The organism is Aeromonas sp. 96A (genome assembly GCF_051919165.1).
In the GTDB taxonomy this organism is placed as follows: domain Bacteria; phylum Pseudomonadota; class Gammaproteobacteria; order Enterobacterales; family Aeromonadaceae; genus Aeromonas; species Aeromonas veronii.
On the sequence record NZ_JBQBFE010000001.1, the window covers coordinates 2,732,245 to 2,750,000 of the forward strand.

Below are 17,756 nucleotides of genomic sequence, written 5' to 3' on the forward strand. Positions count from 1 at the left end.
GCGCTCAGCGCTGGCAATGACTGCAAAAAACCGTGGTGCGCTGGCCCATTCTTGTCTCGGTCAGCAGGGTGTGACAGTGGAAACAGGGCTGACCGCCACGGCCATAAACCTGCAACTGCTGCACGAAATAGCCCGGCTTGCCATCGGCACTGGTGAAATCCTTGAGAGTGGTTCCGCCCTGGCGAATTGCCTCGGCCAACACCCGCTTGATCTCGGCCACCAGGGTTCGCAGCCGCTCGGCGCTGATATTGCCCGCCGCCCGTTTGGGGTGAATGCCGGCGGCATAGAGCGCCTCGTTTGCGTAGATGTTGCCCACCCCGACCACCACCTGATTGTCCATCAGGAACTGTTTGATGGCGGTGCTGCGCCCCTTGGCGCGCCCCTGCAGGTAATCAGCACTGAAGGCATCGGTGAGCGGCTCTGGCCCCAGCTTGGCGAGCAGCGCGTGGGCTTCGGCCGGTTCGCGAGTCCAGAGCAGGGCGCCGAAGCGGCGCGGATCGTTGAACCGCAGCAGCTTGCCATTCTCCAGCTCGATATCCACGTGGTCGTGCTTCTCGGCTGGCGTGCCGATATCCAGTACCCGCAGGCTGCCGGACATCCCCAGATGAAGGATGGCGGTGCCGAAATCGGTCTCCAGCAGCAGGTATTTGGCACGGCGACGCACCCGATGGATGGTGAGGTCCACCAGCTCCTGAATCTCACCGGGGATCGGCCAGCGCAGGCGGCCATCCCGCACCACCACGCGCGTCACCTTGATACCGGTAAGCCAGGGGGAGATCCCCTGACGACTGACTTCAACTTCTGGCAATTCGGGCATTGGCACCTCGCAAGGAAAAGGAACTCAGGGGGCAGGACGCAGCAGATCGCGATACTGTTCGGCAGTGAGGGCGAGCCAGAGACCGGAGGGCAGCTGGGCGCCATATTGGCCGCTGTTCTGATAGAGGCCGATCTCGACCGGATCGCTCTGGCCGGCAATCCATACCTTGATGGTCACCGGGGTACCGCGCACCACCTCGCCGGGGGGCAGCAACCAGCTCTGCCAGCGCGCCAGACGGGCATCCAGCTGAGCCGTGTCGAGCCCCAGATCCGGCACGCTGCGCCAGCCCTGACCGATCCGCTCAATCTGCCAGCTCGGCCCCTGCCAAGTGAGCACTACGGACGCATTCGGCAACAAGGGGCGAGCCCGCTTGGCGCTGTTCTCCTGCTGGGCAGTCTCCATACGATGCAACAGGGTGATCACGATCAGCACCACCACAATGATCACGTTATTCCAGCCTTTGCGGCTCAATTTGAACATGGCAAGCCTCCCTTTGAACCGGCAGTGTACTGAATTCGGCGCATAAAAAAACCCGGCACGAAGCCGGGTTTTTGGGAATGCAGCATCAAGTAATTACTTGATTTTGCCTTCCTTGTAGATCACATGCTGACGAACAACGGGATCAAACTTTTTGATCTCCATTTTTTCGGGCATGGTGCGCTTGTTTTTGGTAGTGGTATAGAAGTGACCAGTACCGGCGCTGGAGTTCAGGCGAATTTTCTCGCGAATACCTTTAGCCATGATCTAATTCCTTATACCTTAACACCGCTGGCGCGCAGTTCAGCCAGAACCACTTCAACGCCACGCTTGTCGATGATACGCATGCCTTTTGCGGATACGCGCAGGCTTACGAAGCGTTTTTCACTCTCAACCCAGAAACGGTGAGTGTGCAGGTTCGGCAGGAAACGACGCTTGGTGGCGTTGTTAGCGTGCGAACGGTTGTTACCAACTGCCGGGCGCTTGCCGGTTACTTGGCATACTCTAGACATGTCAGTCTCTCCAAATCTTACTTCATTGCTCGAGCAAATATCTGCCCCGCTGGCCTTCGATTGCGGGGCAAACAGAAGGCGGCATTTTATACAGCATCTGTGATCAAAGATCAACTAATACGGTGCCAGAGCACAGTTATAGCCAACCGCGCTCGGCAAAAGAAACCGTGATGCCATCACCGATCACCAAGTGATCCAGCACTCTGATATCGATCAGGGCCAAAGCGGCCGTGATCCGATCCGTGATCTGGCGGTCGGCCCTGCTGGGCTCGGCGACGCCGGACGGGTGATTATGCGCCAGAATCACCGCGGCTGCATTATGTTTGAGCGCGATCTGCACGATTTCTCTTGGCCAGACGCTCGCCGAATCGATGGTGCCGAAAAAAAGCTCAACAAATTGAATGACTCTGTGCTGATTATCGAGCAACAGCAGGGCAAACACTTCCCTCGGCCGATCCCGCAGCTGGGCCTGCAGATAGTCCCGGGTCAGCTGGGGAGAGGTGAGCGCATCGCCCCGTTGCAGCTGCTCGGCCAGATGGCGTCTGGCCATCTCCAGCACCGCCTGCAACTGGGCATATTTGGCCGGGCCAAGGCCGTGCGCCTCGCAGAATGCCCGTTGATCCGCCCCCAGCAAGCTGCGCAAAGAGCCGAATTGATTCAATAGATTACGTGAAAGATCCACTGCACTCAGGCCATTGACGCCAGTGCGCAGAAAGATGGCGAGCAGCTCGGCATCGGAGAGCGCCGCGGGCCCCTGACACAGCAGCTTCTCTCTGGGGCGTTCATCTTCCGGCCACTCTTTGATGCTCATTTGTCTCTCCCTCATCCCTGTTGAGAAAAAACATAGCAAAAAATTGCGCGCGCCCGACCACACCCCTTGATGCCAACCCCTGTCGTCATCCATTGCCTGTGGTATCTTAGCCGACCAGTCAGAATGAGCCGGATAGAGAAACAGCAGATGAGATTGGCCGATAAACGCATCCTGTTGGGTGTCAGCGGCGGGATCGCCGCCTACAAGAGTGCCGAGCTGGTACGCCGCCTGAAAGATCAGGGCGCCGAAGTGCGGGTGGTAATGACCCGCTCCGCCAAGGAGTTCATCACCCCGCTGACCCTGCAGGCGGTCTCCGGTCATCCGGTGGCCTACAGCCTGCTAGATCCCTCTGCCGAGGCAGGCATGGGTCATATCGAGCTGGCCAAGTGGGCCGATCTGGTACTGATTGCCCCCGCCAGCGCCAACCTGATGGCGCGGATGGCTGCTGGCATGGCCGACGAACTGCTGACCACCCTCTGTCTGGCCACTCCGGCGCCCATCGCGCTGGCACCTGCCATGAACCAGCAGATGTATCTCAACGCCGCGACCCAGGCCAACCTCAAGACCCTGGCCAGCCGCGGCATTCTGCTGTGGGGGCCGGATGCCGGCAGCCAGGCTTGTGGCGATGTGGGCCCGGGCCGGATGCTGGACCCCCTCGAACTGGTGGATCGCTGCTGTCAGCAGCTGGCCGCCGAGCCCTTGCTGGCAGGCGTCAAGCTGCTGCTCACCGCAGGGCCAACCCGCGAGGCGCTCGATCCGGTGCGCTACATCAGCAACCACAGCTCCGGCAAGATGGGCTACGCCATCGCCCGAGCTGCCCGTGAAGCGGGCGCCGAAGTGACGCTGGTGAGCGGCCCGGTGACGCTGGCTACACCTGCTGGAGTCACCCGCATCGATGTCGAGAGCGCCGAGCAGATGCATCAGGCGGTGATGAGCCGGGTCGGCGAGTGCGACCTCTTCATCGGCTGCGCGGCGGTAGCCGACTATCGTCCTGAGCAGGTGGCCAGCCAGAAGATCAAGAAAACCGGCGACAACGACCAGATGGTGGTGAAGCTGGTGAAAAACCCCGACATCATCGCGGCCGTTGGTGCCCTTTCAGACAAACCCTTCACCGTCGGATTTGCCGCCGAAACCGTGGATGTGGAACAATACGCCCTCGACAAGTTGCAGCGTAAGCGGCTGGACATGATCGCCGCCAACGATGTGTCCCGCGAGGGGCAAGGCTTCAACGCCGATGACAACGCCCTGACCGTGTTCTGGCAAGGGGGCCAGGCCCCGCTGCCGCTGGCCGACAAGCTGACGCTGGCCCGTCACCTGATCGCCCTGATTGCACGCCACTACCGGCACTGAGCGTCCCGAAAGAACAAGACTCACGGCGCCCCGCCTGCCAAGAGGGACGCCAATACAAGATCCAACTGAAAAAGCGATTCATGACTACACAAATTGAACTGAAGATTCTGGATGCCCGTATCGGTACCGAGTACCCACTGCCCGCCTACGCCACACCGGGCTCTGCCGGCATGGATCTGCGCGCACTGCTGGATGCGCCGCTGACTCTGGCTCCGGGTGATACCACCCTGGTGCCGACCGGTCTGGCCATTCACATCCAGGATCCGGGTCTGTGTGCCACCATCCTGCCCCGCTCCGGCCTCGGCCATAAGCACGGCATCGTGCTGGGCAACCTGGTCGGTCTGATCGATTCCGATTACCAGGGTCAGCTGATGGTCTCGGTCTGGAACCGCGGCAAAGATGAGTTCACCATGCAACCCGGCGAGCGCATCGCCCAGCTGGTGATCATGCCGGTAGTTCAGGCCAGCTTCCAACTGGTCGATGAGTTCAATCAGAGCGAACGGGGTGAAGGCGGTTTTGGTTCTTCTGGTCGCCAATAACAGACCACACCAGCCCGATGGGCGGTGCTTAATAACAGAATCAAGCCATTGTTTTTTTTAGGGGAATCCATGGCAAGCAGTAATCAGAAACAGAGTCGGCGCGATCAGATCCTGCAGGCGCTCGCCCATATGCTGGAAACCAGTCCCGGCCAGCGCATCACCACGGCCCGTCTGGCGGCCGAGGTCGGCGTCTCTGAAGCAGCCCTCTATCGACATTTTCCCAGCAAGGCGCGGATGTTCGAGGGGCTGATCGACTTTATCGAGGATTCCCTGCTGTCACGGGTCAATCTGATCATGGCGGAAGAGAAGGACACCATGGCGCGCTGTCACCATATCCTGCAGCTGCTGCTGGTGTTCGCCGAGCGCAATCCCGGCATCACCCGCATCCTCAACGGCGACGCCCTGCTGGGTGAACACGATCGACTGCGGGATCGCATCAGCATCCTGTTCGACAAGCTGGAGACCCAGATCAAGCAGGTGCTGCGCGAAAAGCGGCTGCGCGAGGGGCAAGGCTTCCAGCTCGACGAGACCATGCTGGCCAATCTGCTGCTGGCCTACACCGAAGGCCGCATCAGCCAGTTCGTGCGCTCCGAGTTCAAGCTCAAGCCGACCGCCGGTTTCGAAGATCAGTGGCAATTTATCCGCAGCCAACTGCTGCAGAGCTGATGGTTTTTCGCATCATTCAGCAAAAAGAAGGGAGGCTTTGGCCTCCCTTCTTTTTTGTGTCAGGTTTTTATGGCAGAAAAGAAGTACCAGATGCGACCCGTACTGTCGCGCTGCGGTGTTAGATTTATCCACCATAAACCTTTTAGAACCTGACAGGACATCCTATGGAACCCGAAATCATTACCGAAGCGCAGACCTGGCTGGTCAATAATCAGGGACTGCTGATCGAATACGGCGTCAATATCGCCGCCGCCCTGCTGACCCTGCTGGTCGGCTATATCGCCGCCAACCTCATCAGCGGTGGCGTGGTCAAGGTGATGCAGGCCCGCAAGCTGGACACCACAGTCACCCACTTCGTCGGCAGCATCCTCAAATACGCCATTCTGGTGTTCGTGGTGATCGCCGCGCTGGGCCGTGTCGGCGTGCAGACCGCCTCCTTCGTCGCCATTATCGGTGCCGCCGGTCTGGCCATCGGTCTGGCGTTGCAAGGCTCGCTCTCCAACTTCGCCGCCGGCTTTCTGCTGATCATCTTCCGCCCCATCAAGGCTGGCGAGTTTATCGAAGTGGCAGGCACGTCTGGCGTGGTGCAATCCGTTCAGCTGTTCACCACCACCCTCACCTCCGGTGACAACAAGATGGTGGTAGTACCGAACTCCGCCATCCTTAACGGCACCATCGTCAACTACTCGCGCATGGATACCCGCCGCGTCGACATGACCTTCGGTATCGGCTACGGCTCCGACCTGCGCAAGGCCAAGCAGATCCTGGAGCGTCTGGTGAACGAAGAGCCGCGCATCCTGAAAGATCCGGCCGCCACCATCGCCGTCGCCGCGCTGGCCGACTCCTCGGTCAATATCGTGGTGCGCCCGTGGGTCAAGACTGGCGACTACTGGGGTGTCTGGTTCGACTTCCACGAGAAGGTGAAACTCACCTTTGATGCCGAAGGGATCGAAATTCCCTTCCCGCAGATGGTGATGCACATGCAAAAACCGCAGGCGTGATCGCGGTTCTGCTGCAACAGACAATGCCAGCCTTCGGGCTGGCATTGTCGTTTCTGGCCCCAGCCCATGGCCATGTCGGTGCATAACCACGCCAACCGGATGAAAACAATTTCAGGCTATCGGGGTGGCCCCAATCATGAGCAAGCGCAAGATCCGCCTTGCTTTCGTGACACATAATCCCAATGTTCTGGTTGTATGCTCCCGACAGTGACCCATTGCGGTAAAAGACAATCGGTAAAAATCTGTTACACGGGCCGCCCGATCGGCTCGCTATAATGCTCGGATAATAAGGTTTGGCGGGACCTTGCCTGCAAGGTTCAAACACAACTTGGCATTTCAGGAATCCTATGAAAAATATCAATCCAACCCAAACCCAGGCCTGGCAGGCACTGGAAGCCCACTTTGCAGCAAACAAAGAGACCAGACTCAAGGATCTGTTCGCGCAGGACCCGAAGCGCTTTGACAAGTTTTCCCTTACCTTCGGCGGCGACATCCTGGTTGATTACTCGAAGAACCTGATCACCGAAGAAACCCTCAAGTTGCTGGTTGATCTGGCCAAAGAGACCGATCTTCGCAGCGCGATCGATGCCATGTTCAATGGCGACAAGATCAACATGACCGAAGGCCGCTCCGTACTGCACGTGGCCCTGCGCAACCGCTCCGACCGCCCCATCGAGTGCGACGGCAAGGACGTGATGCCGGAAGTGAACGCCGTACTGGCCAAGATGAAAGGCTTCTGCGAGAAGATCATCTCCGGCGAGTGGAAAGGCTACACCGGCAAAGCGATCCAGCATGTGGTCAACATCGGTATCGGTGGCTCTGATCTGGGCCCGGTGATGATCACCGAGGCTCTGCGTCCCTACAAAAACCACCTGCAGATGCACTTCGTCTCCAACGTCGATGGTACCCACATCGCCGAGACCCTGAAGAAGATCGATCCGGAAACCACACTGTTCCTGGTGGCCTCCAAGACCTTCACCACCCAGGAGACCATGACCAACGCCCTGACCGCCCGCGACTGGTTCATCAACATCGCCGGTGACAAGGCCCACGTTGCCAAGCACTTCGCCGCGCTCTCCACCAACGGCAAAGCCGTGGCCGAGTTTGGCATCGACACCAACAACATGTTCGAGTTCTGGGACTGGGTTGGCGGCCGCTACTCCTCCTGGTCTGCCATCGGCATGCCCATCGCCCTGTCTGTCGGTTTCGAGCACTTCGAAGCCCTGCTGCAAGGCGCTTTCGAGATGGACATGCACTTCGCCACTGCCTCCTATGAGCAGAACGTGCCGGTGCTGCTGGCGCTGATCGGCCTGTGGTACAACAACTTCTACGGTGCCGAGTCCGAAGCCATTCTGCCGTACGACCAGTACATGCACCGCTTCCCTGCCTACTTCCAGCAGGGCAACATGGAATCCAACGGCAAGTACGTGGATCGCAACGGCAAGCCGGTTGACTACCAGACCGGCCCCATCATCTGGGGTGAGCCGGGCACCAACGGCCAGCACGCCTTCTACCAGCTGATCCATCAGGGCACCAAGCTGATCCCCTGTGACTTCCTGGCGCCGGCCATCAGCCACAACCCGATCGGTGACCACCATCCGAAACTGCTGGCCAACTTCTTCGCCCAGACCGAGGCGCTGGCCTTCGGCAAGAGCAAGGAAGAGGTTGAAGCCGAGTTCCTGGCGGCTGGCAAAACCCTGGAGCAGGTCAAGGATCTGGTGCCGTTCAAGGTGTTCGAAGGCAACCGCCCGACCAACTCCATCCTGTTCAAGAGCCTGACCCCGAAAACCCTGGGTGCCCTGATCGCCATGTACGAGCACAAGATCTTCGTACAGGGCGCAATCTGGAACATTTTCTCCTTCGACCAGTGGGGCGTGGAGCTGGGCAAACAGCTGGCCAACAAGATCCTGCCGGAGCTGGGCAACAACGAGGCTGTCACCAGCCACGACTGCTCCACCAACGGTCTGATCAACACCTGGAAAGCGTGGAAAGCCTGATTTATCCAGCCTTTCTGAATGCAAAAGCCCCGCTCGATGAGCGGGGCTTTTTTATGACGGTCAGGCTGAGTTTTCTGGCTGGCCGAGCGGGTGTCCAGTCCGACCGGCGACGGGGATCGTCATCCCCGCCCCTTCATCCTCCAGCCCGATGCGGGCTTAACCGCCAACGGCGATGCGTTTCATGTCTTTCATGTAGCCACGCAGTACCTGGCCGATTTTCTCGATCGGGTGGTTGCGGGTCGCTTCGTTGGCCGCCAGCAGCGCCAGGTTATCCACGTTCTGCCCTTCCGCCTTGCTGGCACCCAGATCGCCCGCTTTCAGGGTCGGCATGAAGTGTTCACGCAGCAACGGCACAGCAGCGTTGGCGAACAGGTAGTTGCCGTACTCGGCGGTATCGGAGATGACCACGTTCATCTCGTACAGACGCTTGCGAGCAACGGTGTTGGCGATCAGCGGCAACTCGTGCAGGGATTCGTAGTAGGCAGACTCCTCGTATATACCGGAAGCCACCATGGTCTCGAACGCCAGCTCGACACCCGCCTTGACCATGGCCACCATCACCACGCCATGGTCGAAGTACTCCTGCTCGGCAATCTTGCCAGCGAACGCCGGGGCATTTTCGAAGGCAGACTTGCCGGTCTCTTCACGCCAGGTGAACAGTTTGACGTCATCTTCGGCCCAGTCGGCCATCATGCCGCGGGAGAACTCACCGGCGATGATGTCGTCCATGTGCTTCTCGAACAGCGGGCGCATCAGGGTCTTGAGCTGCTCGGAGAGTTCGAAGGCGCGCAGCTTGGCCGGGTTGGACAAGCGGTCCATCATCAGGCTGATGCCACCCTGTTTCAGGGCTTCGGTGATGGTCTCCCAGCCGAACTGGATCAGCTTGCCGGCGTAGGCCGGGTCTGTGCCCTCGGCAACCAGCTTGTCGTAGCAGAGCAGAGAACCGGCCTGCAGCATGCCGCAGAGGATGGTCTGCTCGCCCATCAGGTCGGATTTCACTTCCGCCACGAAGGAGGATTCCAGCACCCCGGCACGGTCGCCGCCGGTGGCAGAGGCCCACGCCTTGGCGATGGCCATACCTTCACCTTTCGGGTCATTTTCCGGGTGAACAGCGATCAGAGTCGGTACGCCGAAACCGCGCTTGTACTCTTCACGCACCTCGGTGCCCGGGCACTTGGGCGCAACCATCACGACGGTGATGTCGGAACGGATCTGCTGACCCTCTTCAACCACGTTGAAGCCGTGGGAGTAGCCCAGCGCAGCACCCTGCTTCATCAGCGGCATCACGGTCTTCACCACGTCGGAGTGCTGTTTGTCCGGGGTCAGGTTCAGCACCAGATCGGCGGTCGGGATCAGCTCTTCATAGGTACCGACCGCGAAGCCGTTGTCGGTAGCCTTCTGCCAGGAGGCGCGCTTCTCGGTGATGGCGGCCTTGCGCAGGGCGTAGGAGATATCCAGCCCGGAGTCGCGCATGTTCAGCCCCTGGTTCAGACCCTGGGCACCACAGCCCACAATCACCACCTTCTTGCCCTTCAGCACGTTGCAGCCGTCCGCGAACTCTTCGCGCTGCATGAAACGACACTTGCCCAGTTGGGCCAACTGCTGACGCAGGTTCAAGGTGTTGAAATAGTTAGCCATGGTGATTGCTCCGTTCGATTGATTCCATGCCGGATAGCGGCGTTGTCTGAACCACTATAGCGCGGGACACTTATTGCCTGAACTGATATATTCGAAACAGTACGTTGCAATAACTGAAACGATCACCCTTCATAATTGCCTGCTGAATGTACCGCGAGATGGCAGAAACAAGCAGCCAACCGCTGGATATCGGGCACACAAGCCGCGCCAGGAGCTGAAAGATGGACCTTCGCAATCTCGAGCTGTTTCTCCACCTCGCCGACTCCCTCCACTTCGGCAAGAGTGCCGATGCCATGGCGGTCAGCCCTTCCACCCTGAGTCGCGCCATCCAGCGACTGGAGCAGGAGACCGGCTGCATCCTGTTCGAGCGAGATAACCGCTCGGTACGGCTCACCCCGGCGGGCGAGAAGCTGCGCGAATTTGGCGGCGGCCTGTTGCAGGAGTGGCGTCAGCTCAAGCAGGAACTCAAACGCAGCGATGAACCGCTGCAGGGGCGGCTGCGGGTCTTCTGTTCGGTCACCGCCAGTTACTTTCTGCTGCCCGAGGTACTGGAGCGCTTTCGCCGCCGCTACCCCCAGCTGGAGATCAAGCTGGAGACTGGCGACCCGGCGCTGGCGGTGGACAAGATCCTGGCCGATGAGGCCGATCTCGCCATCGCCGCCCGTCCCGATGCCCTGCCTGCCAAGCTGGAGTTCGCCAGCCTTCAGCTGGTGCCGCTGGTCTTTATCGCGCCGCGCAACGCACCGCAACTGAACCAGTGGTTCCGTCAAGGGGAGCCGGATTGGGAGCAGCTGCCAGTCATCCTCTCCGAGCAGGGACTGGCCCGCAAACGCAGCGATCAGTGGTTTCGCAACAAGGGGATAGCCCCCAACATCTATGCCGAAGTGGCGGGGAACGAGGGGATTGTCGCCATGGTGGCGCTCGGCTGTGGCGTGGGGCTGGTGCCGGCAGCGGTGATCGACCACAGCCCGCTCGGCGACAAGGTACGGATCATCGACCTCAAGCCCGCCTTCAAGCCATTTGATGTGGGGATCGGGGTACTCAAGAAGCGGCTGGAGGAGCCATTGATCCGCGCCTTCTGGGATACCGCGCAGAATCAGGGTTCACTGCGCTGACACCGGTTTATAGATGAGTGCCGGATCAGCCATCATGACGCGACTGGGCAACGGCAGGTCGGGATTGTGCAGCTCGAGGCGCACCCGCTCATCCAGTTTTAGCCGCCGAATGGTGCTGCCAAATCCCTCTTCAAAAACCCGATCAAAAGCGCCCGATTGCCGTGCCCGCTGCAGGCCGAGCTCGATACGCTGCGCCAGCTCCGGATAGTTGGGCGAGACAAAGAAGAGCAGCGCTAGCGGATAGCGAAATACCAGACGAGGCTCGATGGCCAGATCCGGGTGCTGCCTGAGTTCATCCTCGATCTCGATGACCGAGCGCAGGAAGCAGTCAAAACGCTTCTTGCGCAGCATGTTGAAAAGCGCCTCATAAAGATTGCCCACCGTCACCTTTAGGCCGTTGGCCTTGAGCAACTGGGTGTCTGGCCAGGATCTGTGCTGACCGATGGAGAGCCCGGCGCGATGCCAGTCCGCCAACGATCCGATCGCGGCAAAACGCCCCTCATCCCCCTGCCGAACCAGACACACCCGCCATCCCAGCAGCCCCTTGGCCAGCGGAATGTGGATTGCCAGCAACTCCCGTTCTCGCTCCCCATCCGGGGCAAAGACACCGACCTGAACCAGCTCGCCGCTGCGCAGCTCCTTCACCGCCCGCCCCTGCTCCATCTGCGGGCTGGAAACCAACTGGTAGGGGCCATATTCGGGCACGGTGAGATCGAGAGAGAGGCGCAGCAACTGGACGACGGCGGGGTTGGGGTGATCCAGCAGCAGATTCCAGGCGCGGATAGGCTGCTCGGTTGCCGATACGCCAACCGTCCACAGTGCCATGCACCACCACCAGACTCTGATCATCCTGCGCACCATCCGTGCCTCATGCTCCTCGCCATACTATAACGCCAGCCAGCACCTCAACGACGCTCTCCCTGAAAGATGTGTGAGCGCTCTCGTGTCAAATCTCGTGTCAAAAGTGACAATAGGCAAACCCGACAGGTCATCGCAGACTGGGCGTTCATCAACAAATGCCAAGGCACAGGGAGGAGAGCCATGAAACAGCATCTGGTAGAGATCAAGGGTTCAACCCTGTTTGACGAGTATCTGCAGAGCATGGGCGTACCCAGCACGGCGCTCGATCGGGAGCAGGATATCTATCTGCAGGAACGCCACCTGGGAGCCATTCGCCGAGTGCAGGGCGAACTGCGCTTTTATCTGCGTGCCAATGCCCTGAACAAACGGTGATCAGGATCCGGTCACAGAACCCGCAGCAAAGGCGTATTAGACTGGTATCTTCCCCCTTTCGACGGGAGTGCCCATGAAAGCAAGCGGTCTGGATCGGCTGTTCAAACCCCACTCAATCGCCGTGATCGGCGCCTCGACCGACCCGCTCAAGGCGGGTCATGTGATCGTGCGCCACCTGCTGGCAGGCCAGTTCAAAGGGCCCATCCTCCCTGTCACCCCGCGCAACAAGTCCATCGCCGGCGTGCTGGCCTATCCCGACATCGCCAGCCTGCCGCTGACCCCGGATCTCGCCATCATCTGCACCAGGCGGGAGCGGGTCTTGCCGTTGCTGGAAGCGCTCGGCCAAAAGGGCGCGGGCGCCGCTATCATCCTCGCCGCCGATTTTTCACAAGATGAGCGGCAGGAGCTGAAACGGCTCTGCAAACAATACGGTATCCGCCTGCTCGGCCCCAACAGCATGGGGATGCTGTTGCCCGGTCAGGGGCTCAATGCCAGCTTTTCACCGATTGCCGCCAAGCCCGGGCAGGTCGCCTTTCTCTCCCAGTCTGCCGCGGTCAGCACCACCATTCTCGACTGGGCCAAGCAGCATGAGCTGGGATTCTCTGCCTTCATCTCCCTTGGCGATCACTGTGACATCGACTTCGGCCAGCTGCTGGACCAGCTCTCCCGCGACAGCGTCACCCGCGCCATCCTGCTCTACATGGACAAGCTGCACGATGCCCGCCATTTTCTCTCGGCGGCACGAGCGGCCTCACGCAACAAGCCGATCCTGGTGCTGAAAAGCGGACGCCACGATCCGGCTCACGGCCTCGACAATGTCTATGACGCCGCCATCCGCCGCGCCGGCATGTTGCGGGTGCGGGATACCCACGAGCTGTTTGCCGCAGTGGAAACCCTCAGCCACTCCATGACCCTCAAGGGGGAGCGGCTCGCCATCATCTCCAATGGCCGCGGGCTGGCCAATATGGCGGTGGATGTGCTGCTGGAGCGGGGCGGTAAACTGGCACGCCCACCGCTCGATATCGGCAGCGATGCCACCATCGCCACCTATCAGGAGGCATTGGACAACCTGCTCGGGGAAGAGGGGATCGATGCCATCCTGATCATTCATGCCCCCTCGCTCACGGCCCCCAGTGCACCGCTCGCCAGCCACCTTATCGCTCACCTGAAACAGCACCCAAGAGCACGCCGTTTCAATATTCTTACCAACTGGGCGGGCGAGTACTCGGCGCAGGAGGGGCGCAAGCTATTTACCGAAGCGGGCATCCCGACCTACCGTACCCCGGAAAGCGCCATGGCCGCCTTCATGCATATGGTGGAGTACCGCCGCAACCAGAAGCAGCTGATGGAGACCCCCGCCTCCCTGCACGGCAACCAGCTCAATATCGAGCTCTGCCAGCAGCTGATCCGCCAGGCTCAGGAGCGCAAACAGCTGAGGCTGGATACCCATCTCGCCCACCCCATCTTGCAAGCAGCCGGGCTCGCGACCCTGCCCACCTGGATCGTCACCGATGCCATCGAGGCAACCCTGACTGCCGAGCAGATCGGCTACCCGGTGGCAGTCAAACTCCGTTCGCCCGATATCCTGCACAAATCTGCCGTGCACGGTGTGGTGCTCAATCTGCGTACCTCGGCCGAGGTGGCGCAAGCTGCCGATGCCATTCTGGACAGGGTGAAACAGCACGATCCCGGCGCCCGTATTGAAGGGCTGCTGGTACAGCGCATGGCGCGGCGCAGCGGTGGCCTTGAGCTGCGGGTTCGTATCCAGCAAGACGCCATCTTTGGCCCCGTCATCCTGCTCGGTGAATCGGGCGCGGAGCCACAGGAGATGGTCGCAGCGTTACCGCCGCTCAATCAGGCACTGGCCCGTTACCAGATCATCGGTGCGCTCAAGAGTCGCAAGATCCGTGAACATGCCACTCCGGATCGGCTGGATATGGATGCCCTCGGTCAGGTGCTCTGCCAGCTATCCGAACTGCTGCTCGCCTTCCCGCAAATTCAGGAGCTGGATCTTCATCCGCTGCAAGCGTGCGGTGCCGAGATGGTGGTGCTGGATGCCAGCGTGACGCTGGCCGACCCAGCACTTCCACCCGTCAGTCGGCTGGCTATCCGCCCCTACCCGACCGAGCTGGAAGAGGGAGCCTGGCTCAAGGATCAGAGCCATGTTCTGCTGCGTCCCATTCGCCCGGAAGATGAGCCGGCCCACAAACAATTCGTGCTGCGGGTCTCCGATGAGGATAGGTACAAACGCTTCTTCGCCGACGTGGGTGAGCTGGGCCATGAAGAGCTGGCCCGCATGACCCAGATCGATTACGACCGTGAAATGGCCTTTGTCGCCGTAGGGCAGGATGGGGAACGCAAAGATCAGATTCTCGGGGTGGTGCGCGCCATCTCGACGCCGGATCTCAGCGATGCCGAGTTTGCCATTCTGGTGCGATCGGACTTGAAAGGGGTGGGCCTCGGCAAATTGATGATGGAGAAGATCATCCGTTATGCCAAAGAACAGGGGATTGGCCAGCTATCCGGCATGACCATGCCCAGCAATCGAGGCATGGTCAACCTCGCCAAACGACTTGGCTTCAAGATCGATGTGCAAATGGAAGAGGGGGTGGTCAATATGGAACTGCCCTGTAGCCAGCAGGCAGATAAAGCCTGATTTGGTTGGCCATAGCACCATTCGAATGGCTGTAAATTAAGCTGATAAGGCTCTGATATAGCTAGAAAATGGTGAGCAGAACAGGCTTTTTAGTTCTCTTCCGGCAGGTAAAAGCCAAGTATTGTCTATTCAACACTCTAAAAGCACCAAAGCCCAGTCGAGAGACCGTGCTCTGGTGTGTAAATCTGCGGGTCTTATGGGCAAAACCGCCCATAGCAAAAAGGCCTTCCCATTCGGGAAGGCCTTAAAATTAGTGGCGGAGCGGACGGGACTCGAACCCGCGACCCCCGGCGTGACAGGCCGGTATTCTAACCGACTGAACTACCGCTCCGCATTCGGTTAGCTTTCGCTAAATCTTCTGCTGCATTTTCTGAGGTGTCATCCTCGCAGCCAGTGACATGATTCTTCACATCGCTGTTTAATTGGGTGCCTGGCAGTGTCCTACTCTCGCATGGCGAATGCCACACTACCATCGGCGCTACCGCGTTTCACTTCTGAGTTCGGCATGGGATCAGGTGGTTCCACGGCGCTATGGCCGCCAGGCAAATTCTTCAATCTGAGAAAGCTGATGTAAGTAGTTTCGTATTCGTTACAAGGCCCAGAACACTTCTTGGGTGTTGTATGGTTAAGCCTCACGGGTAATTAGTATGGGTTAGCTCAACACGTCGCCGCGCTTACACACCCCACCTATCAACGTTGTGGTCTCCAACGGCCCTTTAGGACCCTCAAGGGGTCAGGGATGACTCATCTCAGGGCTCGCTTCCCGCTTAGATGCTTTCAGCGGTTATCGATTCCGAACTTAGCTACCGGGCAGTGCCACTGGCGTGACAACCCGAACACCAGAGGTTCGTTCACTCCGGTCCTCTCGTACTAGGAGCAACTCCCTTCAATCATCCAACGCCCACGGCAGATAGGGACCGAACTGTCTCACGACGTTCTGAACCCAGCTCGCGTACCACTTTAAATGGCGAACAGCCATACCCTTGGGACCGACTTCAGCCCCAGGATGTGATGAGCCGACATCGAGGTGCCAAACACCGCCGTCGATATGAACTCTTGGGCGGTATCAGCCTGTTATCCCCGGAGTACCTTTTATCCGTTGAGCGATGGCCCTTCCATTCAGAACCACCGGATCACTATGACCTACTTTCGTACCTGCTCGACCTGTCCGTCTCGCAGTTAAGCTGGCTTATGCCATTGCACTAACCTCCTGATGTCCGACCAGGATTAGCCAACCTTCGTGCTCCTCCGTTACTCTTTGGGAGGAGACCGCCCCAGTCAAACTACCCACCAGGCACTGTCCGCGAGCCCGATTCAGGGCCCTGCGTTAGAACATCAAACATACAAGGGTGGTATTTCAAGGACGGCTCCAGCGCAACTGGCGTCACGCCTTCAAAGCCTCCCACCTATCCTACACATGTAGGTTCAATGTTCAGTGCCAAGCTGTAGTAAAGGTTCACGGGGTCTTTCCGTCTAGCCGCGGGTACACCGCATCTTCACGGCGAATTCGATTTCACTGAGTCTCGGGTGGAGACAGCATGGCCATGGTTACACCATTCGTGCAGGTCGGAACTTACCCGACAAGGAATTTCGCTACCTTAGGACCGTTATAGTTACGGCCGCCGTTTACCGGGGCTTCGATCAAGAGCTTCGCTTGCGCTAACCCCATCAATTAACCTTCCGGCACCGGGCAGGTGTCACACCCTATACGTCCACTTTCGTGTTTGCAGAGTGCTGTGTTTTTGATAAACAGTCCCAGCCATCTGGTCACTGCGACTCCCAACTGCTCCATCCGCAAGGGACTTCACTGTCAAGAGCGAACCTTCTCCCGAAGTTACGGTTCTATTTTGCCTAGTTCCTTCACCCGAGTTCTCTCAAGCGCCTTGGTATTCTCTACCCGACCACCTGTGTCGGTTTGGGGTACGATGACTTGTAATCTGAAGCTTAGAGGCTTTTCCTGGAAGCAGGGCATCAATGGCTTCCGCACCGTAGTGCGTTCGTCTCGTGTCTCAGTGTTGTGTCTCCGGATTTGCCTAGAAACACCACCTACGCACTTTCACCAGGACAACCGTCGCCTGGCCCACCTAGCCTTCTCCGTCCCCCCATCGCAATTACAAGTCGTGCAGGAATATTAACCTGCTTCCCATCGACTACGCCTTTCGGCCTCGCCTTAGGGGTCGACTCACCCTGCCCCGATTAACGTTGGACAGGAACCCTTAGTCTTCCGGCGAGGAGGCTTTTCACCCCCTTTATCGTTACTTACGTCAGCATTCGCACTTCTGATATCTCCAGCATGCCTCTCGACACACCTTCGCAGACTTACAGAACGCTCCCCTACCACTCACACATAAGTGTGAATCCGCGGCTTCGGTGCCTGGTTTGAGCCCCGTTACATCTTCCGCGCAGGCCGACTCGACTAGTGAGCTATTACGCTTTCTTTAAATGATGGCTGCTTCTAAGCCAACATCCTAGCTGTCTGAGCCTTCCCACATCGTTTCCCACTTAACCAGAACTTTGGGACCTTAGCCGGCGGTCTGGGTTGTTTCCCTCTTCACGACGGACGTTAGCACCCGCCGTGTGTCTCCCGGATATTACTTACTGGTATTCGGAGTTTGCATGGGGTTGGTAAGTCGGGATGACCCCCTAGCCCAAACAGTGCTCTACCCCCAGTAGTATTCGTCCGAGGCGCTACCTAAATAGCTTTCGGGGAGAACCAGCTATCTCCGAGTTTGATTGGCCTTTCACCCCCAGCCACAGGTCATCCCCTAACTTTGCAACGTTAGTGGGTTCGGTCCTCCAGTTGATGTTACTCAACCTTCAACCTGCCCATGGCTAGATCACCCGGTTTCGGGTCTACACCTTGCAACTAGACGCCCAGTTAAGACTCGGTTTCCCTACGGCTCCCCTATACGGTTAACCTCGCTACAAAATGTAAGTCGCTGAC

15 protein-coding genes, 1 tRNA gene and 2 rRNA genes (1 of these 18 running past the window's edge) are annotated in these 17,756 nt (G+C 59.0%); 8 read left to right on the forward strand and 10 right to left on the reverse strand.

All coding sequences use genetic code 11. The features are described from left to right. Positions 1–4: 4 nt before the first annotated feature. The 5 genes from mutM to radC form a co-directional block, all read right to left on the reverse strand. The gene (gene mutM, locus ACTG2W_RS12555; RefSeq protein ID WP_307895811.1) at positions 5–817 is read right to left on the reverse strand and encodes a bifunctional DNA-formamidopyrimidine glycosylase/DNA-(apurinic or apyrimidinic site) lyase; all 813 of its coding nucleotides are present in this window, start codon (positions 815–817) and stop codon (positions 5–7) included. Between the two features lie 24 nt (positions 818–841). After that, positions 842–1,297: a hypothetical protein gene (locus tag ACTG2W_RS12560; RefSeq protein ID WP_307895813.1), complete on the reverse strand. Its 456-nt coding sequence runs from the start codon at positions 1,295–1,297 to the stop codon at positions 842–844. Positions 1,298–1,390: 93 nt separating this feature from the next. Further along, positions 1,391–1,558 carry a 50S ribosomal protein L33 gene (gene rpmG, locus ACTG2W_RS12565; protein ID WP_005307500.1) on the reverse strand — a complete coding sequence of 56 codons (168 nt, stop codon included), beginning with the start codon at positions 1,556–1,558 and terminating at the stop codon, positions 1,391–1,393. A gap of 11 nt (positions 1,559–1,569) precedes the next feature. After that, positions 1,570–1,806, reverse strand: coding sequence for a 50S ribosomal protein L28 (gene rpmB, locus ACTG2W_RS12570; protein ID WP_005307492.1), 237 nt, complete (start codon positions 1,804–1,806; stop codon positions 1,570–1,572). Between the two features lie 136 nt (positions 1,807–1,942). Next, complete coding sequence (gene radC / locus ACTG2W_RS12575) at positions 1,943–2,617, reverse strand: RadC family protein (protein ID WP_440016248.1); 675 nt, start codon at positions 2,615–2,617, stop codon at positions 1,943–1,945. A 147-nt stretch (positions 2,618–2,764) separates the two neighbouring features. On the opposite strand from radC, the gene coaBC reads away from it, so the two are divergent. The 5 genes from coaBC (at position 2,765) to pgi (ending at position 8,170) form a co-directional block, all read left to right on the forward strand. Continuing rightward, a complete protein-coding gene (gene coaBC / locus ACTG2W_RS12580) occupies positions 2,765–3,967 on the forward strand; it encodes a bifunctional phosphopantothenoylcysteine decarboxylase/phosphopantothenate--cysteine ligase CoaBC (RefSeq protein WP_124930445.1) in 1,203 nt (400 codons plus the stop codon). 80 nt (positions 3,968–4,047) lie between these two features. Then, complete coding sequence (gene dut / locus ACTG2W_RS12585; protein WP_005339498.1) at positions 4,048–4,506, forward strand: dUTP diphosphatase; 459 nt, start codon at positions 4,048–4,050, stop codon at positions 4,504–4,506. Between the two features lie 69 nt (positions 4,507–4,575). After that, positions 4,576–5,172, forward strand: a complete 597-nt coding sequence (slmA, locus tag ACTG2W_RS12590) for a nucleoid occlusion factor SlmA (protein WP_005339495.1) — start codon at positions 4,576–4,578, stop codon at positions 5,170–5,172. Positions 5,173–5,336: 164 nt separating this feature from the next. Further along, entirely contained in the window at positions 5,337–6,173 is an 837-nt protein-coding gene (locus ACTG2W_RS12595; protein ID WP_440016249.1) for a mechanosensitive ion channel domain-containing protein, read from the forward strand. Between the two features lie 347 nt (positions 6,174–6,520). Further along, positions 6,521–8,170, forward strand: coding sequence for a glucose-6-phosphate isomerase (gene pgi, locus ACTG2W_RS12600; RefSeq protein ID WP_307895815.1), 1,650 nt, complete (start codon positions 6,521–6,523; stop codon positions 8,168–8,170). Positions 8,171–8,326: 156 nt separating this feature from the next. Here pgi and ilvC read toward each other — a convergent pair whose 3' ends face one another. After that, a complete protein-coding gene (gene ilvC, locus ACTG2W_RS12605; RefSeq protein WP_440016251.1) occupies positions 8,327–9,808 on the reverse strand; it encodes a ketol-acid reductoisomerase in 1,482 nt (493 codons plus the stop codon). A gap of 221 nt (positions 9,809–10,029) precedes the next feature. Between ilvC and ilvY the strand changes: the two genes are divergently transcribed. Beyond that, positions 10,030–10,923: an HTH-type transcriptional activator IlvY gene (gene ilvY, locus ACTG2W_RS12610; protein WP_005342097.1), complete on the forward strand. Its 894-nt coding sequence runs from the start codon at positions 10,030–10,032 to the stop codon at positions 10,921–10,923. Here ilvY and ACTG2W_RS12615 read toward each other — a convergent pair. Then, positions 10,912–11,772, reverse strand: a complete 861-nt coding sequence (locus tag ACTG2W_RS12615; protein ID WP_440016253.1) for a hypothetical protein — start codon at positions 11,770–11,772, stop codon at positions 10,912–10,914. The two genes, ilvY and ACTG2W_RS12615, sit on opposite strands and share 12 nt — an antisense overlap. Before the next feature lie 192 nt (positions 11,773–11,964). Between ACTG2W_RS12615 and ACTG2W_RS12620 the strand changes: the two genes are divergently transcribed. Together ACTG2W_RS12620 and ACTG2W_RS12625 are read left to right on the forward strand one after the other, a co-directional pair. Next, positions 11,965–12,156, forward strand: a complete 192-nt coding sequence (locus ACTG2W_RS12620; RefSeq protein WP_005339486.1) for a hypothetical protein — start codon at positions 11,965–11,967, stop codon at positions 12,154–12,156. 73 nt (positions 12,157–12,229) lie between these two features. Then, positions 12,230–14,812, forward strand: coding sequence for a bifunctional acetate--CoA ligase family protein/GNAT family N-acetyltransferase (locus ACTG2W_RS12625; RefSeq protein ID WP_440016254.1), 2,583 nt, complete (start codon positions 12,230–12,232; stop codon positions 14,810–14,812). 254 nt (positions 14,813–15,066) lie between these two features. On the opposite strand, the gene ACTG2W_RS12630 is transcribed toward ACTG2W_RS12625, so the two are convergent. The 3 genes from ACTG2W_RS12630 to ACTG2W_RS12640 all read right to left on the reverse strand — a co-directional run. Further along, positions 15,067–15,143 (reverse strand) — tRNA-Asp (locus ACTG2W_RS12630). Positions 15,144–15,240: 97 nt separating this feature from the next. Then, positions 15,241–15,355 (reverse strand): 5S ribosomal RNA (rrf, locus tag ACTG2W_RS12635). Positions 15,356–15,433: 78 nt separating this feature from the next. Continuing rightward, positions 15,434–17,756: ribosomal RNA gene (locus ACTG2W_RS12640) — 23S ribosomal RNA — on the reverse strand (it continues 567 nt past the right edge of the window).